The sequence below is a fragment of the Pseudomonas frederiksbergensis genome (genome assembly GCF_003732705.1).
Taxonomy (GTDB): domain Bacteria; phylum Pseudomonadota; class Gammaproteobacteria; order Pseudomonadales; family Pseudomonadaceae; genus Aquipseudomonas; species Aquipseudomonas frederiksbergensis_F.
Map to the genome: position 1 here is coordinate 158,713 of NZ_MOBR01000008.1, position 14,940 is coordinate 173,652.

Here is a 14,940-nt window from a genome sequence, read left to right on the forward strand (position 1 = left end):
CTTTGACTTGTATCAGGAACTGCTCGGCCTCCCTGGCCTTCAACGTCCGGCAATCGGGTGTGGGATCCGCCTGTGAACGGCGGATTAAAGCTGTTGCATCATTTTGCGCACACCCGCCACGTGGCGGCGACTGACTATCAGTGCATCGCCATTGAGGCCTTTGAGGAACAGCTGGAAGTGCCCCAAGGGCGTGCGTTGCAAGCGTTCGATGCGTTCGCGGGCGACCAGGGCGTTGCGGTGGATCCGCACGAAACGGTCGCCGAATTCGTCTTCAAGGGCCTTAAGCGGTTCGTCCAGCAGCACTTCGCCGCCTTCATGGCGCAAGGTCACGTATTTGTGGTCGGCAATGAAATAGACCACCTGACCCAACGGGATCAGCTCAATGCCTTTGCGGGTACGGGCACTGATGTGGCTGCGTGGGCCGCTACCGGTTTCGGCAGCCGGGCGAGTCAGGGCGGCGAGTTGGACCCGATTGGGCCGCTCGGCCTTCTTCAAGGCTTCGAGCAACAGCTCGGTTCGCACCGGTTTGACCAGATAACCCACACCGCTGGCCTGCAAGGCTTCCACGGCGAATTCATCGGGGCCGGCGCAAAACACCACGGCGGGCGGAGTTTCGCGCTCGCACAATCGTGCAGCCACTTGCAGGCCATCGAGGCCCGGCATGCGGATATCGAGCAACACGATATCCGGCTTGTGGCTGTCGATCAGCGCCAGCGCCTCTTCGCCGTTCGTGGCGCCGGGCTCCATGACACTGTATCCCTCGAGTTCGCCGACCATTCGGCTCAGGCGCTCGCGGGCTAGGGGTTCGTCATCAACGATCAGGACATTCATATTGCGCTGGATTCCTGCGTGAGTCTCGCACAAGGATAGCGTAGACAGGTGAAGTGACATCCGTCACCGCGATCCACGCTAAGACTGGCGCGAGGGCCAAAAAGTGCCGCGAGACCGGCGGCTAAATTTTCAACTGCCGGGCGATTGGCGGCCCGGGCCCGCGTTGGCGAGGCATCGCCGTAGGGTTTGCTGATACACAATACGAACACCCCCTCTTCTTATAGTCAGCCGCAGCGTAGAGAAGTGCGCTGTTCCTACTGTCCAACTGTAGACGGTTGCCGGCGCGATATTGCTCAAATGAAAAATATCGTTGCGCAATTCCTTCTGGCGTTGCCCCGAGTATGGGCCTGCACATGAGAAAAAAACGTATCGACCAGTGTCAGCGACAGGATTGGCAACCCTGTTATTATCCGCCACAGCGTTCAACGCCAACTTTCTTCAAGCCGATACGAGCGAATTCATGAGCACTGACAAGACCAATCAGTCCTGGGGCGGCCGCTTCAGTGAACCCGTCGACGCCTTCGTCGCCCGCTTCACCGCCTCCGTCACTTTCGACCAGCGCCTGTATCGCCACGACATCATGGGCTCGATCGCCCACGCCACCATGCTGGCCAAGGTCGGCGTGCTGACCGATGCCGAGCGCGACAGCATCACCGATGGCCTGAAGACCATCCAGGGTGAAATCGAGGCCGGGCAGTTCGACTGGCGCATCGACCTCGAAGACGTGCACATGAACATCGAGGCGCGCCTGACCGACCGCATCGGCGTGACCGGTAAAAAGCTGCACACCGGTCGCAGCCGTAACGACCAGGTCGCCACCGACATCCGCCTGTGGCTGCGTGACGAGATCGACCTGATCCTGGCCGAAATCACCCGCCTGCAAAAAGGCTTGCTGGAGCAGGCCGAACGCGAAGCCGGCAGCATCATGCCGGGCTTCACCCACCTGCAAACCGCGCAGCCGGTGACCTTCGGGCACCACATGCTGGCCTGGTTCGAAATGCTCAGCCGCGACTACGAGCGCCTGGTGGACTGCCGCAAGCGCACCAACCGCATGCCATTGGGCAGCGCCGCACTGGCCGGCACCACGTACCCGATCGACCGTGAGTTCACCGCTCAACTGCTGGGCTTCGATGCCGTCGGTGGCAACTCGCTGGACAACGTGTCGGATCGTGACTTCGCGATCGAGTTCTGCTCGGCCGCGAGCATCGCGATGATGCACTTGTCGCGTTTCTCCGAAGAGCTGGTGCTGTGGACCAGCGCCCAGTTCCAGTTCATCGATCTGCCGGACCGTTTCTGCACTGGCAGTTCGATCATGCCGCAAAAGAAAAACCCGGACGTGCCTGAGCTGGTTCGTGGCAAGACCGGTCGCGTATTCGGCGCACTGATGGGCTTGCTGACCTTGATGAAAGGCCAGCCATTGGCCTACAACAAGGACAACCAGGAAGACAAAGAGCCGCTGTTCGATGCCGCCGATACTCTGCGCGACTCGCTGCGGGCTTTTGCCGACATGATCCCCGCGATCAAACCCAAGCACGCGATGATGCGCGAAGCGGCACTGCGCGGTTTCTCCACCGCCACCGACCTGGCGGACTATCTGGTGCGCCGTGGCCTGCCGTTCCGTGACTGCCACGAAATCGTTGGCCATGCAGTGAAGTACGGTGTGGAAAGCAGCAAGGACCTGGCGGAAATGAGCCTGGAAGAACTGCGCAAGTTCAGCGACCAGATCGATCAGGACGTGTTCGCCGTGCTGACCCTGGAAGGCTCGGTGAATGCCCGTGACCACATCGGCGGGACTGCGCCGGCGCAGGTCAAGAAAGCCGTGGTGCGCGGTCAGGCGTTGCTCGCCAGTCGTTAAATCGCCAAAAGCTTCGCGGGCAAGCCTCGCTCCTACAGGTTCACGTCGATTTCCAAATCAACGCAGAACCTGTAGGAGCGAGGCTTGCCCGCGAAGGCATTCTTGAAAACGCTAAAAACCTACTTCTTGGACGCGACCATCGCCAAAAACCCTGGCATCGCCGCTTCCTTGTCCGCTGCTATCCGCTGCACATGCGGGTTCTGTTCCAGACGCTCCAGCAGCGCCTTGGCCGCCGGCATCTCGGCCAACAGATCAATCCCGAACAGCTTCTGCCCGACCGCGCAGGCCAGCGGCACGCTGTAGAGGAAGTACAAATCCGCAATGCTCAGGCTGTCGCCCGCCACGTAAGGGGCGAACTTGGCGTGCCGGCCCAGCGACGCAAAGCCCAGCAACAACTCGGCCTTGGTCTTGTCCTTGATCGCATCCGGTACAGGCGAGCCGAAAAACGCTTCGCCATAACAGGCGCGGCCCGGCAGTTCGATGTACAGCTCGATTTCCTTGGCCAGCGCCAGGGCCTGCGATCGCTCGAAAGGATCGCTCGGCAGCAGTGGCTTGCCTTTCTGGCTTTGCTCGATGTACTCAAGAATGATGGCGGTTTCGTTGACGAAACCCTGCTCGACGCCCAGCACCGGCACTTTGCCGCGCGGGCTGATGGCTAATGCCTCCGGGGTCGGGGCCGGATAAAACAGCACTTCTTCGAATGGCAGTCCTTTCTCGAGCAGCGCCAGTTTCACCATGTTGTAGTAGTTGCTGACGGAAAATCCATAAAGCTTGAGCATCACAAAGCCTCCAGGCCGTGCGGGGTGGGCAGTGCCTGTTTATAGAACGCCCGGGCGTTTCTTGCCAGCAGCATCACAGCGCTGAATGCAGGTAAACTGCCCGCCTTAACTTGAGGAGCCTGCCATGAGCGAGCCAACAGACATCGAGATCGACGAAGAAGAGTTCGCCGAGAACACCCTGATCGAAGCGATTGAAAACCAGATCGAAAGCGACAACCCGCCGGCCGCCAAGGCAACCTTCAACAAGTTGACCCTGGTGGGTTACGAGCGTGAAGAAATCCTCAATCTGATGGCCCATGTGCTGGCGGTGGAAATCGACGCAATCCTCGAAGAAGACCGCGCGTTCAATACCGAATGGTACGAAACCGCCCTGCGCGCACTGCCAGAGCTGCCGCCAGAAAAGAAGTAATCACACGCCTTCTGTAGGAGCAAGGCTTGCCCGCGATGAACGATTACACGGTTCATCTGACAGATCGCGGCGCGGCAATCGCGGGCAAGCCTTGCTCCTACAGCACCCCATTATCGGGGAATGCCTCCCAAGGCGAAAAAACCCTGCTGCCAGCACTGGACATGCCGCACGAGTGGGCTCACCTTAGGGGCGCTGTCGTCCAATTCCTAGAAAGTCTGGAGTCCTTATGTCGCTTACCCCTGAGTTGGTTGCCGAACTGGAAATCCTCGCCCTCTTCAACCTGGACAGTTCCCAGGAAGGTTTGAAAATCCATCAGACCGCTGCCCCGAAAGCCATTGCCGCCGCCCAACGCCTGTACGAAAAAGAACTGATCGACCAGCCCGATGGCGGTTACCTGACCAGTCTGGGTCGTGACGCCGCGCAAAATGTCCAAACCGTCCTGACCATTCTGAGCGTCCAGGAAACAGCCTAAGCCTCATCGCATCGCCCACGGAAACCCCTGTCACGGGATTTCCGCGGGCAGCTTGTCGCCTGGCGATAGAAATTTGGCGCCAAAAAACAAATTCAGCTTAAAAGTCCCGGGGCCGAGGCGCTAAACTGCCCCTCATCCGCAGACCCCACGTCCGAGCTCACGAGCCGGTTTGAGCTGACATGACCCGCACCCATGAAATCCGCCCCGATCTGGACGAGGGAATCGACCGCAAGGTTCTCAGTCAGCTGCGCGCACGCTTTCTAAAACTCAATGAAGGTCGCATGGCCCGGGCCATGGAAGGATTGTCGACGCGCCAGCAAGGGGTGTTGACCCTGCTGCCGCTGTTTTTCCACGTCAATCATCCGCTGTTGCCAGGTTACGTGTCCGGCAGCACGCCGGCCGGGCTGTCGAATTACGAGCCCGACGCCAACACCCTCACCGAAGCCCAGCGCCTGACCCGTTCGTTTTCCTACAAGCCACGCCACGGTAGCAATCCACCGCGGCCGATCCATGGCCTGTTTCTGATGGGCAGCCTCGGCACCCTGGCCCAGGCCGATCAGAGCGACATGGACGTGTGGGTGTGCCACGGCCCGGACTTGAGCGAAAGCGAACTCACCGAGCTGCGCAAAAAATGCCAACTGCTGGAAGCCTGGGCCGCCAGCCAGGGCGCCGAGGCGCATTTCTTCCTGATTGATCCGACTCGTTTCATGCACGGCGAGCGCGATACGCAACTGAGTTCGGAAGACTGCGGCACCACTCAGCATTACCTGCTGCTGGACGAGTTCTACCGCACCGCAATCTGGCTGGCCGGACGCACGCCAATCTGGTGGCTGGTGCCGGTCTACGAAGAGACGGGATATCACCAGTACACCCACACGCTGATTTCCAAGCGTTTCATCCGCGCCGATGAAACCCTGGACCTGGGGCACCTGGCGCACATTCCGCCGGGAGAATTCATCGGTGCCGGGCTCTGGCAGTTGTTCAAGGGCATCGAGTCGCCCTACAAATCGGTGCTCAAACTGCTGCTGATCGAGGTCTACGCGAGCGAGCACCCCAAGGTCCACTGCCTGAGCCTGCGTTTCAAACAGGCCGTATTCGCCAATCGGCTGGACCTTGATGAGCTGGACCCGTACATCGTGGTTTACCGCCGCATCGAGGAATACCTGACCGCCCGTGGCGAGCCCGAACGCCTGGAACTGGTGCGCCGTGCGCTGTACCTGAAGGTCAATCGCAAGCTCACCGGCAGCAACAGTCGCACCGCGAGTTGGCAGCGCTCGCTGCTGGAGCGCCTGGCCAGCGAATGGCACTGGGACCAACGGCAACTGGCGCTGCTCGACAGCCGCAGCCAGTGGAAAGTCCGCCAGGTCAGCGCCGAACGCCGGGCGCTGGTCAACGAACTGAATTACAGCTATCGCTTCCTGACCCAATTCGCCCGCACCGAGCAAACCGTCAGCCTGATCAACAAACGCGATCTCAATGTGCTCGGCCGACGGCTGTACGCAGCGTTCGAGCGCAAGGCCGACAAAGTCGAATTCATCAACCCGGGCATCGCCCCGGACCTGGCCGAAGACACCCTGACCCTGGTGCAGGCGCCAAACAAGAAAGAACCGGGGCAAACCCAATGGGGTTTGTACAACGGCAGCCTGAACGCCCATGAGTGGGAGCATTTCGCGCCGATCAAACGCAGCCGCCAATTGCTCGAACTGCTGACCTGGAGCCACCGCAACGGCGTGATCGACAGCAGCACCCGCCTGGCCTTGCACCCCGGCACCAGCGATTTGAGCGAGTTCGAACTGTTCAACCTGCTCGGCAGCCTGCAACAAAGCGTCGCCCTGCCCCTGACCACCGTTGCCGAGGAGCCATTACTGCGCGCTGCCGTACCCAGCGAAGTGCTGATCCTGGTGAACGTCGGGGTCGATCCGCTCAAGCACCATCGCGACCTGAATATCCTGATGACCACCGAGCGCACCGATTCCCTGAGTTACGCCGGGGTTCGGGAAAACCTGGTGCTGACCCTGGATCAGGTCACGCTCAACAGCTGGAACGAAGTGCTGGTCAGCCGCTACGACGGGCCGCACGCCCTGCTCGACTGCTTGCGCGACTACCTCAACAACCTGCCCAAAGGCCTGGATCAGCCGCGTTTGCGGGTCCGTTGCTTCTGCCACAACCGTGCGCAATTCATCGCCCGACGGGTCGAAGAAATCCTCGATACCGCGCAGAACCTGCTGTTGAGCAAGCTCAATCATCGCTATCTGATTCAGGTCCAGCAGCATTACCACGTGTTGGAACTGGTGCCCGGCCAGGTCAACCACATCGCCCTCGCCACCCTGCCGGCGCTGTTCGACTATCTGGGCGAAGAGCAGGCCAGCTACAGCCCGCTGCATCTGGACCCGATGGCCCTCGAAGAGCAAGACCTCGCGTTGCTGTTGCCGATGGGCCAGCCCGAATGCATTCAGGTGTTCTACCGGATCACCGAGCAACAGGCCGATCTGTATGTGCTGGATGAATTCAACGCGCTATGGCAGCAGCGCCTGCCGTATCACGACGAGCAAAGCCTGCTGGTGCCGCTGCAACGTTTCCTGCAGTCGATCCTGTATCGCCGGGACGCGTTGCTGCCGATGGAAGCCGCTCAGCCTTTGAGCCTCGACACGTTGTATTACCAACTGTTGCCGTCCGGCCCCGGTCGCGCCCGTCGTGTTGAAGCGCGACCGGCGCCGCAAACGCCGGTCAACAAACCGTTCTACGACGTGCAGGCGATCATCGGCAAAGCCGCACCGGGCCAGGTGCAGGTCACGTTGTATTGCAATCAGCGGGAATTTTCGGAACTGGAGTTTGGCGATCAGCTGTTTAGCGTCGTCGCCCGGGAGATCATCGATCAGCGCCGCGAGACTGAGCGCTACCGCTGCTACATCACCGACCTGGACCTCTCGGGCCTGCTCGGTGATGGGCAGAGTTCCAGCAATTTGTATCTGCGTTACAAGGCCGACCTGGAGCGCGCATTGAACGAAGCGCTCGAGCAGGTCTGAGGGGTTTTATTCCGGAAAGGCGCCGCCATTGGCCGGCTGCGATTCAACTTCCAGCAGGGTCAGTTTCAGGGTCTTGCCACCCGGTGCCGGCCAGTCGATGTGTTGACCGACTTTCAGGCCGAGCAAGGCACTGCCCACCGGCGCGAGGATGGAAATCTTGCCTTCGTCGGCATTGGCATCCTTGGGATAAACCAACGTCAGGTGATAGTCCTTGCCGCTGCTTTCTTCACGGCAATGCACTTTGGAGTTCATGGTCACGACATCGGCGGGTACATCTTCGTGACTAACCAGAGTATCGGCGCGGTCCAGTTCGGTTTGCAGCGCGATAACGCCCGGCAGCGTGTCATCCAGGCTGTCGATCAGGCGCTCCAGACGTTGCACGTCCAGACGGGTAAGGGTGATGGAAGGTACGGTCATGATCCGGGCAGACTCCTTTCTTCTGCACAAAAAAAGCAAAACCCCGCCAGAAAAAGGCGGGGTTTTCACGAGCCTCGATGGGTTGAGGCGTTTCTGGACACTATCACAGCTCAATAAATATACAAGTGAGGCCGCGACGGACCCGATAGGGGGGATTTTGAACGGGCTTATGCAGAAGACCCTGTGGGAGCGGGCTTGCTCGCGAATGCGGTATGACAGTCACTGTAGATGTCGACTGATATACCGCATTCGCGAGCAAGCCCGCTCCCACATGGGTTTTGGGTCAGGCAGAGGTTTTGCGTTGAGCGGCCTGGGCACAGATGACCCGACGGCGATCATCGTCGGCCGAGCGCCATTCGCGGATGTCTTCGACATGGCGAAAACACCCCAGGCAGACCTTCTGTTCATCCAGCCGACACACGCCGCTGCACGGCGAAGGCACCGCCGGGCTGATGTTGCTGTAAAGCGGCTTGGGCGGACGAACAGGTGCAGGCTCGGTCACGATCTCACAGGCCTTCGAAATCGAAGTCGGCGCCGGCTTGCTGCTTGACGATGCGCTCGAGCATTTCACCCAGTTGCTCTTCGCTCTTGTCGCACATCCAGCGCTCGCTCTCTTCGTCATAGTCGAAGTGGAACCCGCCGGACACTGCGGCCAGCCACAGCTGACGCAACGGTTCCTGGCGGCTGAAGATCAACTGGCTGCCGTTTTCGAACTTGACGGTGAGCACACCGGCCGAGCTCTCCAGATCGATATCCAGGTCACTCTCATCGAAAATGTCTTCCAGCGATTGCTGGGTGGCATCGACCAGGTCGTGGAAACGGGCTTCGGTCAAACTCATTGCAGGAACCTCAAAAAGTGTCTGATCACGCTCAAGCGCCGCAAGATACGGGCGAGCCCCGGTGATTGCAAAGGATAACGACCAAGGGCGATCACGAAACCTGTGGGAGCGGGCTTGCTCGCGAAGAGGCCATCATATTCAACATCAATGTTGACTGACACTACGCCTTCGCGAGCAAGCCCGCTCCCACAATGGATTGCCCATAACTGCCGGCATCGGCACAAGGCCCGCCGGACGGGAGCCGCGTTACATAGGCAAGCTGCCGGGTGGCCGGTATACTCCGGCGCAATTAACGCATTTTCAAGGATTTCGCCATGAAGCGCCTGATCTCTTCCCTTGCCGCGCTCCTCGCGGTCGCCTGCCTTGTGTCGGCCTGTGGTCAAAAAGGCCCGCTGTACCTGCCTGACGAAAACCAGGACCCTGCCGAGCAGGCCCAGTCTTCGCAAAAGCAGCCTGCCTCCAAAGCACACAAGCACGACGTCTACCAATAATAAGGGAACGCCATGGACGCTTTTAATTACCGTGACGGTGAGCTGTTCGCGGAAGGCGTGGCCCTGTCCGCCATCGCCGAACGCTTCGGCACGCCGACCTACGTCTACTCCCGTGCCCACATCGAAGCCCAGTACCTGGCGTATGCCGATGCCCTGGCCGGTGTGCCGCACCTGGTATGTTTTGCGGTCAAGGCCAACTCCAACCTCGGTGTACTGAATGTCCTGGCCCGTCTCGGCGCCGGTTTCGACATCGTCTCCCGTGGTGAACTGGAACGGGTACTGGCCGCTGGCGGCAGCCCGGACAAGATCGTGTTCTCCGGCGTCGGCAAGACCCGTGAAGACATGCGTCGCGCCCTGGAAGTCGGCGTGCATTGCTTCAACGTCGAGTCCACCGATGAGCTGGAACGCCTGCAAGTGGTCGCCGCCGAGCTGGGCGTCCGTGCGCCGATCTCCCTGCGTGTGAACCCGGACGTCGATGCAGGCACCCACCCGTACATTTCCACCGGTCTCAAAGAGAACAAGTTCGGCATCGCCATCGCCGACGCCGAAGACGTGTACATCCGCGCCGCGCAACTGCCTAACCTGGAAGTGCTGGGCGTCGATTGCCACATCGGCTCGCAACTGACCAGCCTGCCTCCCTTCCTTGATGCGCTCGATCGCCTGCTGGGCTTGATCGATCGTCTCGGTGAGTGCGGCATTTACCTGCGTCACATCGACCTCGGTGGCGGCGTCGGCGTGCGTTATCGCGATGAAGAGCCGCCGCTGGTGGCCGACTACATCAAAGCCGTGCGCGAGCGCTGCGAAGGTCGCGAGCTGGCGCTGGTGTTCGAACCGGGCCGCTACATCGTCGCCAATGGCGGCGTGCTGCTGACCCAGGTCGAGTACCTCAAGCACACCGAACACAAAGACTTCGCCATCGTCGATGCGGCCATGAACGACCTGATCCGCCCGGCGCTGTACCAGGCCTGGATGGACGTCACCGCCGTGCGCCCCCGTGATACCGCCGCTCGCGCCTACGACATCGTCGGGCCGATCTGCGAAACCGGCGACTTCCTGGCCAAGGAACGTGAGCTGGCCCTGGAAGAAGGCGACCTGCTGGCCGTGCATTCGGCCGGTGCCTACGGGTTTGTCATGAGTTCCAACTACAACACTCGCGGGCGTACCGCCGAAGTGTTGGTGGACGGTGATCAGGCATTTGAAGTGCGTCGCCGTGAGACGGTAGCCGAGTTGTTTGCTGGCGAAAGCCTGCTGCCGGAGTAAAACCATGCTGCTGCGTTTTACCAAGATGCACGGCCTGGGCAATGACTTCATGGTCCTCGACCTGGTCAGCCAGCACGCGCACATTCTGCCCAAGCACGCCAAGCAATGGGGCGATCGGCACACCGGCATCGGTTTCGACCAGTTGCTGATTGTCGAAGCGCCGAGCAACCCGGACGTGGATTTCCGTTACCGGATCTTCAACTCCGACGGCTCCGAAGTGGAACAGTGTGGCAACGGTGCGCGCTGCTTCGCCCGCTTCGTGCTCGACAAACGCCTGACCGCCAAGCGGCAGATTCGCGTCGAGACCAAAAGCGGCATCATCGAACTGGATATCCGCAGCGACGGCCAGATCAGTGTCGACATGGGCGCACCGCGCCTGGTGCCGGCCGACATCCCGTTCGAAGCCGAAGGCCAGGCCTTGAGCTATCAGCTCGAAGTCGACGGCAACACGGTGGAACTGGCAGCGGTATCGATGGGCAACCCCCATGCCGTGCTGCGGGTCAGCGACATCAATAACGCACCGGTGCATGAGCTGGGCCCGAAAATCGAACACCATCCGCGCTTCCCGTCGCGGGTCAATGTCGGTTTTCTCCAGGTCATCGACCGGAACCGTGCGCAGCTGCGCGTCTGGGAACGCGGGGCCGGGGAAACCCAGGCTTGCGGTACCGGCGCCTGTGCTGCCGCGGTGGCTGCGATCAGCCAGGGGTGGATGGATTCGCCGCTATTGATCGACCTGCCCGGCGGGCGCCTGTCCATTGAATGGGCAGGCCCTGGCGAACCGGTCTTGATGACGGGTCCGGCAGTTCGCGTATATGAAGGACAAGTGCGTCTTTGAGAGAGCCAAATCCATGAAAGATAAGCCCCAGGTCCCCGCCCTACAGCCCGACGAATCCCCTTCCGAAAGCCTTGAGGCGGCGGCGATTGCCGCGTACCTGGAGGCTCATCCGGATTTCTTCGTCGAGCACGAAGAACTGCTCCCGGCCTTGCGCATTCCCCACCAGCGCGGCGATACCGTGTCGCTGGTGGAACGCCAGATGACCATCCTGCGCGACCGTAACATCGAGTTGCGCCATCGCCTGTCGCACCTGATGGACGTCGCTCGCGACAACGATCGCCTGTTCGACAAGACCCGTCGCCTGATTCTCGCGTTGATGGATGCCACCAGCCTGGAAGACGTGGTGATCAGCGTCGAAGACAGCCTGCGCCAGGACTTCCAGGTGCCTTTCGTCAGCCTCATCCTGCTGGGCGACAACGCCATGCCGGTCGGTCGCTGGGCCACGCACGCCGAAGCGCAAACCGCTATCGGCGGCCTGCTCTCGGAAGATAAAAGCGTCAGCGGCAGCCTGCGTGAGCACGAACTGGACTTCCTGTTCGGCGAAGAACAACGCAAGCAGATCGGCTCCACCGCCGTCGTCGCCATCAGCCATCAAGGCATCCACGGCGTCCTGGCCATCGCCAGCCGCGATCCGCAGCACTATAAGAGTTCGGTCGGTACGCTGTTTTTGAGCTACATCGCTGAAGTCATGGGCCGCGTGCTGCCACGGGTCAACAACTCCCTGCGCTCGGTACGCTGATCGTGGAACGACAACTGGACGCTTACTGCGAACACCTGCGCAGTGAGCGGCAGGTGTCGCCCCACACCTTGTACGCCTACCGCCGCGACCTCGACAAAGTGCTGGGCTGGTGCGTCAAACAGAACATCGACAGCTGGGCCGGGCTGGATATCCAGCGCCTGCGCAGCCTGATCGCGCGCCTGCATTCACAAGGCCAATCGTCCCGCAGTCTGGCGCGATTGCTGTCGGCGGTACGCGGGCTTTATCACTACCTGAATCGCGAAGGCCTGTGCGATCACGACCCGGCCAATGGCCTGGCGCCGCCCAAGGGCGAACGTCGCTTGCCGAAAACCCTCGACACTGACCGCGCGTTGCAACTGCTGGAAGGTGCGGTCGAGGATGACTTTCTAGCGCGTCGGGATCAGGCGATTCTGGAGTTGTTCTACTCCTCAGGCTTGCGGCTTTCGGAGCTGACCGGGCTCAATCTGGATCAACTCGATCTGGCCGACGGCATGGTTCAGGTACTCGGCAAGGGCAGCAAGACCCGACTGCTGCCGGTGGGCAAAAAGGCGCGCGAAGCGCTGGAGCTGTGGCTACCGCTGCGGGCCATGACCAACCCGGCGGACGACGCGGTATTTGTCAGCCAACAAGGCCGACGCCTCGGCCCACGGGCGATTCAGGTACGGGTCAAAGCCGCCGGCGAACGTGAACTTGGGCAAAACCTGCACCCGCACATGCTGCGGCACTCCTTCGCCAGCCACTTGCTCGAATCCTCCCAAGACCTGCGTGCGGTGCAGGAATTGCTCGGGCACTCGGACATCAAGACCACCCAGATCTACACCCACCTGGACTTCCAGCACCTGGCAACGGTTTACGACAGCGCCCATCCACGGGCCAAACGCATCAAAGGCGATGAGTCATGAGAATCCAGTTGATCACCTTCGACCTCGACGACACTTTGTGGGACACCGCCCCGGTGATCGTCAGCGCCGAAGCCATGTTGCGTGAATGGTTGACCGAACATGCGCCGAAACTGGGCGCGGTGCCGGTGGAGCATTTGTGGGCGATTCGTGAGCGAGTGCTGAGCAACGAACCGGGCCTCAAGCATCGCATCAGCGCCCTGCGTCGGCGGGTGCTGTTCCATGCGCTGGAAGAGGCCGGTTACGACCACGGCCAGGCATCAGACCTGGCGGATCAGAGTTTTGAAGTGTTTTTGCATGCCCGGCATCAATTGCAAATCTTCCCTGAAGTGCAGCCGACCCTGGAAACCCTGGCCAACCATTACGCCCTCGGCGTGGTCACCAATGGCAACGCCGACGTGCGTCGGCTGGGGCTGGCGGATTACTTCAAGTTTGCGCTGTGTGCCGAAGACATCGGCATCGCCAAGCCCGATGCGCGGTTGTTTCACGAGGCCTTGCAGCGTGGCGGTGCGACGGCCGAGACGGCGGTGCACATTGGTGATCATCCCGGCGACGACATTGCTGGCGCCCAACAGGCAGGTTTACGTGCAATCTGGTTTAACCCGACGGGCAAGGCTTGGGAAGCAGATCGCTTGCCGGATGCGGAGATTCGCAGCCTGACGGATTTGCCGGCGTTGCTGGCGCGCTGGAACGCAGCTTCCGCCTGACACAAAACCCGTAGGAGCATAGCTTGCTCGCGATAGCGGTAAGTCAGCCAACATCAATGCCGGCTGACATGGCCCCTTCGCGGGCAAGCCTCGCTCCTACGGAATTGGTGTCGTACGCCGATCATGTGAACGACACAAAACCTGTAGGAGCGAGGCTTGCCCGCGAAGAGGCCTTAACATTCAATGTTGATGTTGGCTGACCTACCGCTATCGCGAGCAAGCTTTGCTCCTACAGGGGGGGGGCCACGCCTTTGTAGCGCCCATGAAAAAGCCCGCAGCGACGGCGGGCTTTTTCAGCAAGCCAGTAGCAGGCGCTTAGATAGGCCGGCTGCCGTACTTGTTGTCAGGTTTCTTGGGCGGATCGGCGACCACATTGGCCTCCACTTCCTGCACCTTGCCACCTTTGGCCAGGAACTCTTCCATGGCCTTGGCCAGGGCGTCGCGCTCCTTGTTTTTGGCTTCGACGCTTGGCAGCTCATCGACTGACACAGCAGCCTTGGCCTTGCCTTTAGCGGTCGGAACCGGCGTTTCACCGCCGTCGTCGTCAGCAACGTCTTCCGCTGCTGCTTCCAAGCCTTCTTCGGCCTCGTCTTCGTCGCCTACTTCGAGGTCGTCGTTTTCCAGATCATCGTCGCTCATGTTCTACCTCATGACTTGCGAAAAGCAGATTAGTTATAGCCCAGCTTCGCCATCTGTCGAAGGCCGCTGGAAAAAAATCAACAGCCACTGGCAATCAGCGGCTTATGCCCCTTCACCGTGCACGGTGGCGAGGACTTTACGGGCACCGCCAAAATCACGGTGCTCGCCCAGATAAACGCCTTGCCAGGTTCCCAACGCCAGTCGGCCTGCCGAGATCGGCAAACTGAGCTGACAGCCAAGCACACTGGCCTTGAAGTGCGCCGGGAGGTCGTCCAGGCCTTCGTCGTTATGCTCATAGCCGTCTGTTCCTTGTGGGATCAGACGATTGAAAAATCGTTCGAAGTCGCGACGTACCGCCGGATCGGCGTTCTCGTTGATGGTCAACGACGCCGAGGTATGCTGCAGCCACAAATGCAACAGACCGACCCGGCACGCCTTGAGTTCAGGCAGGCCGGCGAGTAACTCGTCCGTTACCAGATGAAAGCCCCGGGGCCTTGCCCGCAGGGTAATCAGAGTCTGTTGCCACATACAGTTCTCCGCACGTTCGGGGCGCATTCTAGCGCGCTCTGGGAAAAAACAAAGGCCCTAATATTCCTGCATTGCTGTAAGTTTTTCGCCCAAGAAAAACGCTCGTCGTAAACACGACTTAAGCCGTAGGAAAAAACCTTTCAGCTACCTCTTTAATGACAAATCCCGGACAAAAAAATGCCCGGCAAGCCGGGCAAGTTTTTTTCTGCGCGTC

General features: G+C 60.4%; 17 protein-coding genes. 10 read left to right on the top strand and 7 right to left on the bottom strand.

What is annotated here, in order from left to right:
- Positions 1 to 84: 84 nt before the first annotated feature.
- Complete coding sequence (locus BK667_RS09840; RefSeq protein WP_123509692.1) at positions 85 to 831, bottom strand: LytR/AlgR family response regulator transcription factor; 747 nt, start codon at positions 829 to 831, stop codon at positions 85 to 87.
- Between the two features lie 460 nt (positions 832 to 1,291).
- Between BK667_RS09840 and argH the strand changes: the two genes are divergently transcribed.
- Positions 1,292 to 2,686 (top strand): argininosuccinate lyase, encoded by a 1,395-nt coding sequence (gene argH / locus BK667_RS09845; protein WP_123597670.1) that lies wholly within the window; start codon positions 1,292 to 1,294, stop codon positions 2,684 to 2,686.
- 119 nt (positions 2,687 to 2,805) lie between these two features.
- Here the strand turns inward: argH and BK667_RS09850 are convergent, their stop codons facing one another.
- Positions 2,806 to 3,465, bottom strand: coding sequence for a glutathione S-transferase family protein (locus BK667_RS09850; protein WP_123509690.1), 660 nt, complete (start codon positions 3,463 to 3,465; stop codon positions 2,806 to 2,808).
- 124 nt (positions 3,466 to 3,589) lie between these two features.
- Between BK667_RS09850 and BK667_RS09855 the strand changes: the two genes are divergently transcribed.
- The 3 genes from BK667_RS09855 to BK667_RS09865 all read left to right on the top strand — a co-directional run bounded on the left by BK667_RS09855 (position 3,590) and on the right by BK667_RS09865 (position 7,372).
- Positions 3,590 to 3,874: a hypothetical protein gene (locus BK667_RS09855; protein ID WP_007894899.1), complete on the top strand. Its 285-nt coding sequence runs from the start codon at positions 3,590 to 3,592 to the stop codon at positions 3,872 to 3,874.
- A gap of 226 nt (positions 3,875 to 4,100) precedes the next feature.
- Complete coding sequence (locus BK667_RS09860) at positions 4,101 to 4,346, top strand: TIGR02647 family protein (RefSeq protein ID WP_094470036.1); 246 nt, start codon at positions 4,101 to 4,103, stop codon at positions 4,344 to 4,346.
- Positions 4,347 to 4,525: 179 nt separating this feature from the next.
- Positions 4,526 to 7,372 carry a class I adenylate cyclase gene (locus tag BK667_RS09865; protein WP_123597489.1) on the top strand — a complete coding sequence of 949 codons (2,847 nt, stop codon included), beginning with the start codon at positions 4,526 to 4,528 and terminating at the stop codon, positions 7,370 to 7,372.
- 6 nt (positions 7,373 to 7,378) lie between these two features.
- Here the strand turns inward: BK667_RS09865 and rnk are convergent, their stop codons facing one another.
- From rnk to cyaY, 3 genes are all read right to left on the bottom strand, one after another.
- Positions 7,379 to 7,789 (bottom strand): nucleoside diphosphate kinase regulator, encoded by a 411-nt coding sequence (gene rnk / locus BK667_RS09870; RefSeq protein WP_123509687.1) that lies wholly within the window; start codon positions 7,787 to 7,789, stop codon positions 7,379 to 7,381.
- A gap of 283 nt (positions 7,790 to 8,072) precedes the next feature.
- On the bottom strand, positions 8,073 to 8,291 hold the full coding sequence (locus BK667_RS09880; protein ID WP_123597490.1) for a DUF1289 domain-containing protein: 219 nt from the start codon (positions 8,289 to 8,291) through the stop codon (positions 8,073 to 8,075).
- Between the two features lie 4 nt (positions 8,292 to 8,295).
- Positions 8,296 to 8,628, bottom strand: coding sequence for an iron donor protein CyaY (cyaY, locus tag BK667_RS09885; RefSeq protein WP_123509684.1), 333 nt, complete (start codon positions 8,626 to 8,628; stop codon positions 8,296 to 8,298).
- Positions 8,629 to 8,942: 314 nt separating this feature from the next.
- Here cyaY and lptM point away from each other — a divergent pair, with 314 nt between their 5' ends.
- Genes lptM through BK667_RS09920 form a run of 6 tightly spaced genes read left to right on the top strand, consistent with a single transcriptional unit; the run spans position 8,943 to position 13,559 of the window.
- The gene (lptM, locus tag BK667_RS09895; protein ID WP_123509683.1) at positions 8,943 to 9,119 is read left to right on the top strand and encodes an LPS translocon maturation chaperone LptM; all 177 of its coding nucleotides are present in this window, start codon (positions 8,943 to 8,945) and stop codon (positions 9,117 to 9,119) included.
- A 12-nt stretch (positions 9,120 to 9,131) separates the two neighbouring features.
- Positions 9,132 to 10,379, top strand: a complete 1,248-nt coding sequence (lysA, locus tag BK667_RS09900) for a diaminopimelate decarboxylase (RefSeq protein WP_123509682.1) — start codon at positions 9,132 to 9,134, stop codon at positions 10,377 to 10,379.
- 4 nt (positions 10,380 to 10,383) lie between these two features.
- Positions 10,384 to 11,214 (top strand): diaminopimelate epimerase, encoded by an 831-nt coding sequence (gene dapF, locus BK667_RS09905; protein WP_123509681.1) that lies wholly within the window; start codon positions 10,384 to 10,386, stop codon positions 11,212 to 11,214.
- Positions 11,215 to 11,227: 13 nt separating this feature from the next.
- Positions 11,228 to 11,953, top strand: a complete 726-nt coding sequence (locus tag BK667_RS09910) for a DUF484 family protein (protein ID WP_123509680.1) — start codon at positions 11,228 to 11,230, stop codon at positions 11,951 to 11,953.
- Between the two features lie 2 nt (positions 11,954 to 11,955).
- The gene (gene xerC / locus BK667_RS09915) at positions 11,956 to 12,855 is read left to right on the top strand and encodes a tyrosine recombinase XerC (protein WP_123403846.1); all 900 of its coding nucleotides are present in this window, start codon (positions 11,956 to 11,958) and stop codon (positions 12,853 to 12,855) included.
- A complete protein-coding gene (locus tag BK667_RS09920; RefSeq protein ID WP_123597491.1) occupies positions 12,852 to 13,559 on the top strand; it encodes an HAD family hydrolase in 708 nt (235 codons plus the stop codon). The genes xerC and BK667_RS09920 overlap by 4 nt, the downstream gene beginning before the upstream one ends.
- Positions 13,560 to 13,874: 315 nt before the next feature.
- Here BK667_RS09920 and sutA read toward each other — a convergent pair whose 3' ends face one another.
- Together sutA and BK667_RS09930 are read right to left on the bottom strand one after the other, a co-directional pair.
- The gene (sutA, locus tag BK667_RS09925) at positions 13,875 to 14,198 is read right to left on the bottom strand and encodes a dormancy-specific transcriptional regulator SutA (protein WP_054617023.1); all 324 of its coding nucleotides are present in this window, start codon (positions 14,196 to 14,198) and stop codon (positions 13,875 to 13,877) included.
- Positions 14,199 to 14,300: 102 nt separating this feature from the next.
- Positions 14,301 to 14,726, bottom strand: coding sequence for a secondary thiamine-phosphate synthase enzyme YjbQ (locus BK667_RS09930; RefSeq protein ID WP_033060691.1), 426 nt, complete (start codon positions 14,724 to 14,726; stop codon positions 14,301 to 14,303).
- Between the last annotated feature and the right edge of the window lie 214 nt (positions 14,727 to 14,940).

Coding starts and splice junctions, on each gene's coding strand:
- BK667_RS09840 (WP_123509692.1), bottom strand. CDS start 831: ATGAATGTCCTGATCGTTGATGACGAACCCCTAGCCCGCGAGCGCCTG.
- BK667_RS09920 (WP_123597491.1), top strand. CDS start 12,852: ATGAGAATCCAGTTGATCACCTTCGACCTCGACGACACTTTGTGGGAC.
- lptM (WP_123509683.1), top strand. CDS start 8,943: ATGAAGCGCCTGATCTCTTCCCTTGCCGCGCTCCTCGCGGTCGCCTGC.
- BK667_RS09850 (WP_123509690.1), bottom strand. CDS start 3,465: ATGCTCAAGCTTTATGGATTTTCCGTCAGCAACTACTACAACATGGTG.
- dapF (WP_123509681.1), top strand. CDS start 10,384: ATGCTGCTGCGTTTTACCAAGATGCACGGCCTGGGCAATGACTTCATG.
- BK667_RS09860 (WP_094470036.1), top strand. CDS start 4,101: ATGTCGCTTACCCCTGAGTTGGTTGCCGAACTGGAAATCCTCGCCCTC.
- BK667_RS09855 (WP_007894899.1), top strand. CDS start 3,590: ATGAGCGAGCCAACAGACATCGAGATCGACGAAGAAGAGTTCGCCGAG.
- BK667_RS09930 (WP_033060691.1), bottom strand. CDS start 14,726: ATGTGGCAACAGACTCTGATTACCCTGCGGGCAAGGCCCCGGGGCTTT.
- BK667_RS09865 (WP_123597489.1), top strand. CDS start 4,526: ATGACCCGCACCCATGAAATCCGCCCCGATCTGGACGAGGGAATCGAC.
- sutA (WP_054617023.1), bottom strand. CDS start 14,198: ATGAGCGACGATGATCTGGAAAACGACGACCTCGAAGTAGGCGACGAA.
- lysA (WP_123509682.1), top strand. CDS start 9,132: ATGGACGCTTTTAATTACCGTGACGGTGAGCTGTTCGCGGAAGGCGTG.
- argH (WP_123597670.1), top strand. CDS start 1,292: ATGAGCACTGACAAGACCAATCAGTCCTGGGGCGGCCGCTTCAGTGAA.
- rnk (WP_123509687.1), bottom strand. CDS start 7,789: ATGACCGTACCTTCCATCACCCTTACCCGTCTGGACGTGCAACGTCTG.
- cyaY (WP_123509684.1), bottom strand. CDS start 8,628: ATGAGTTTGACCGAAGCCCGTTTCCACGACCTGGTCGATGCCACCCAG.
- BK667_RS09910 (WP_123509680.1), top strand. CDS start 11,228: ATGAAAGATAAGCCCCAGGTCCCCGCCCTACAGCCCGACGAATCCCCT.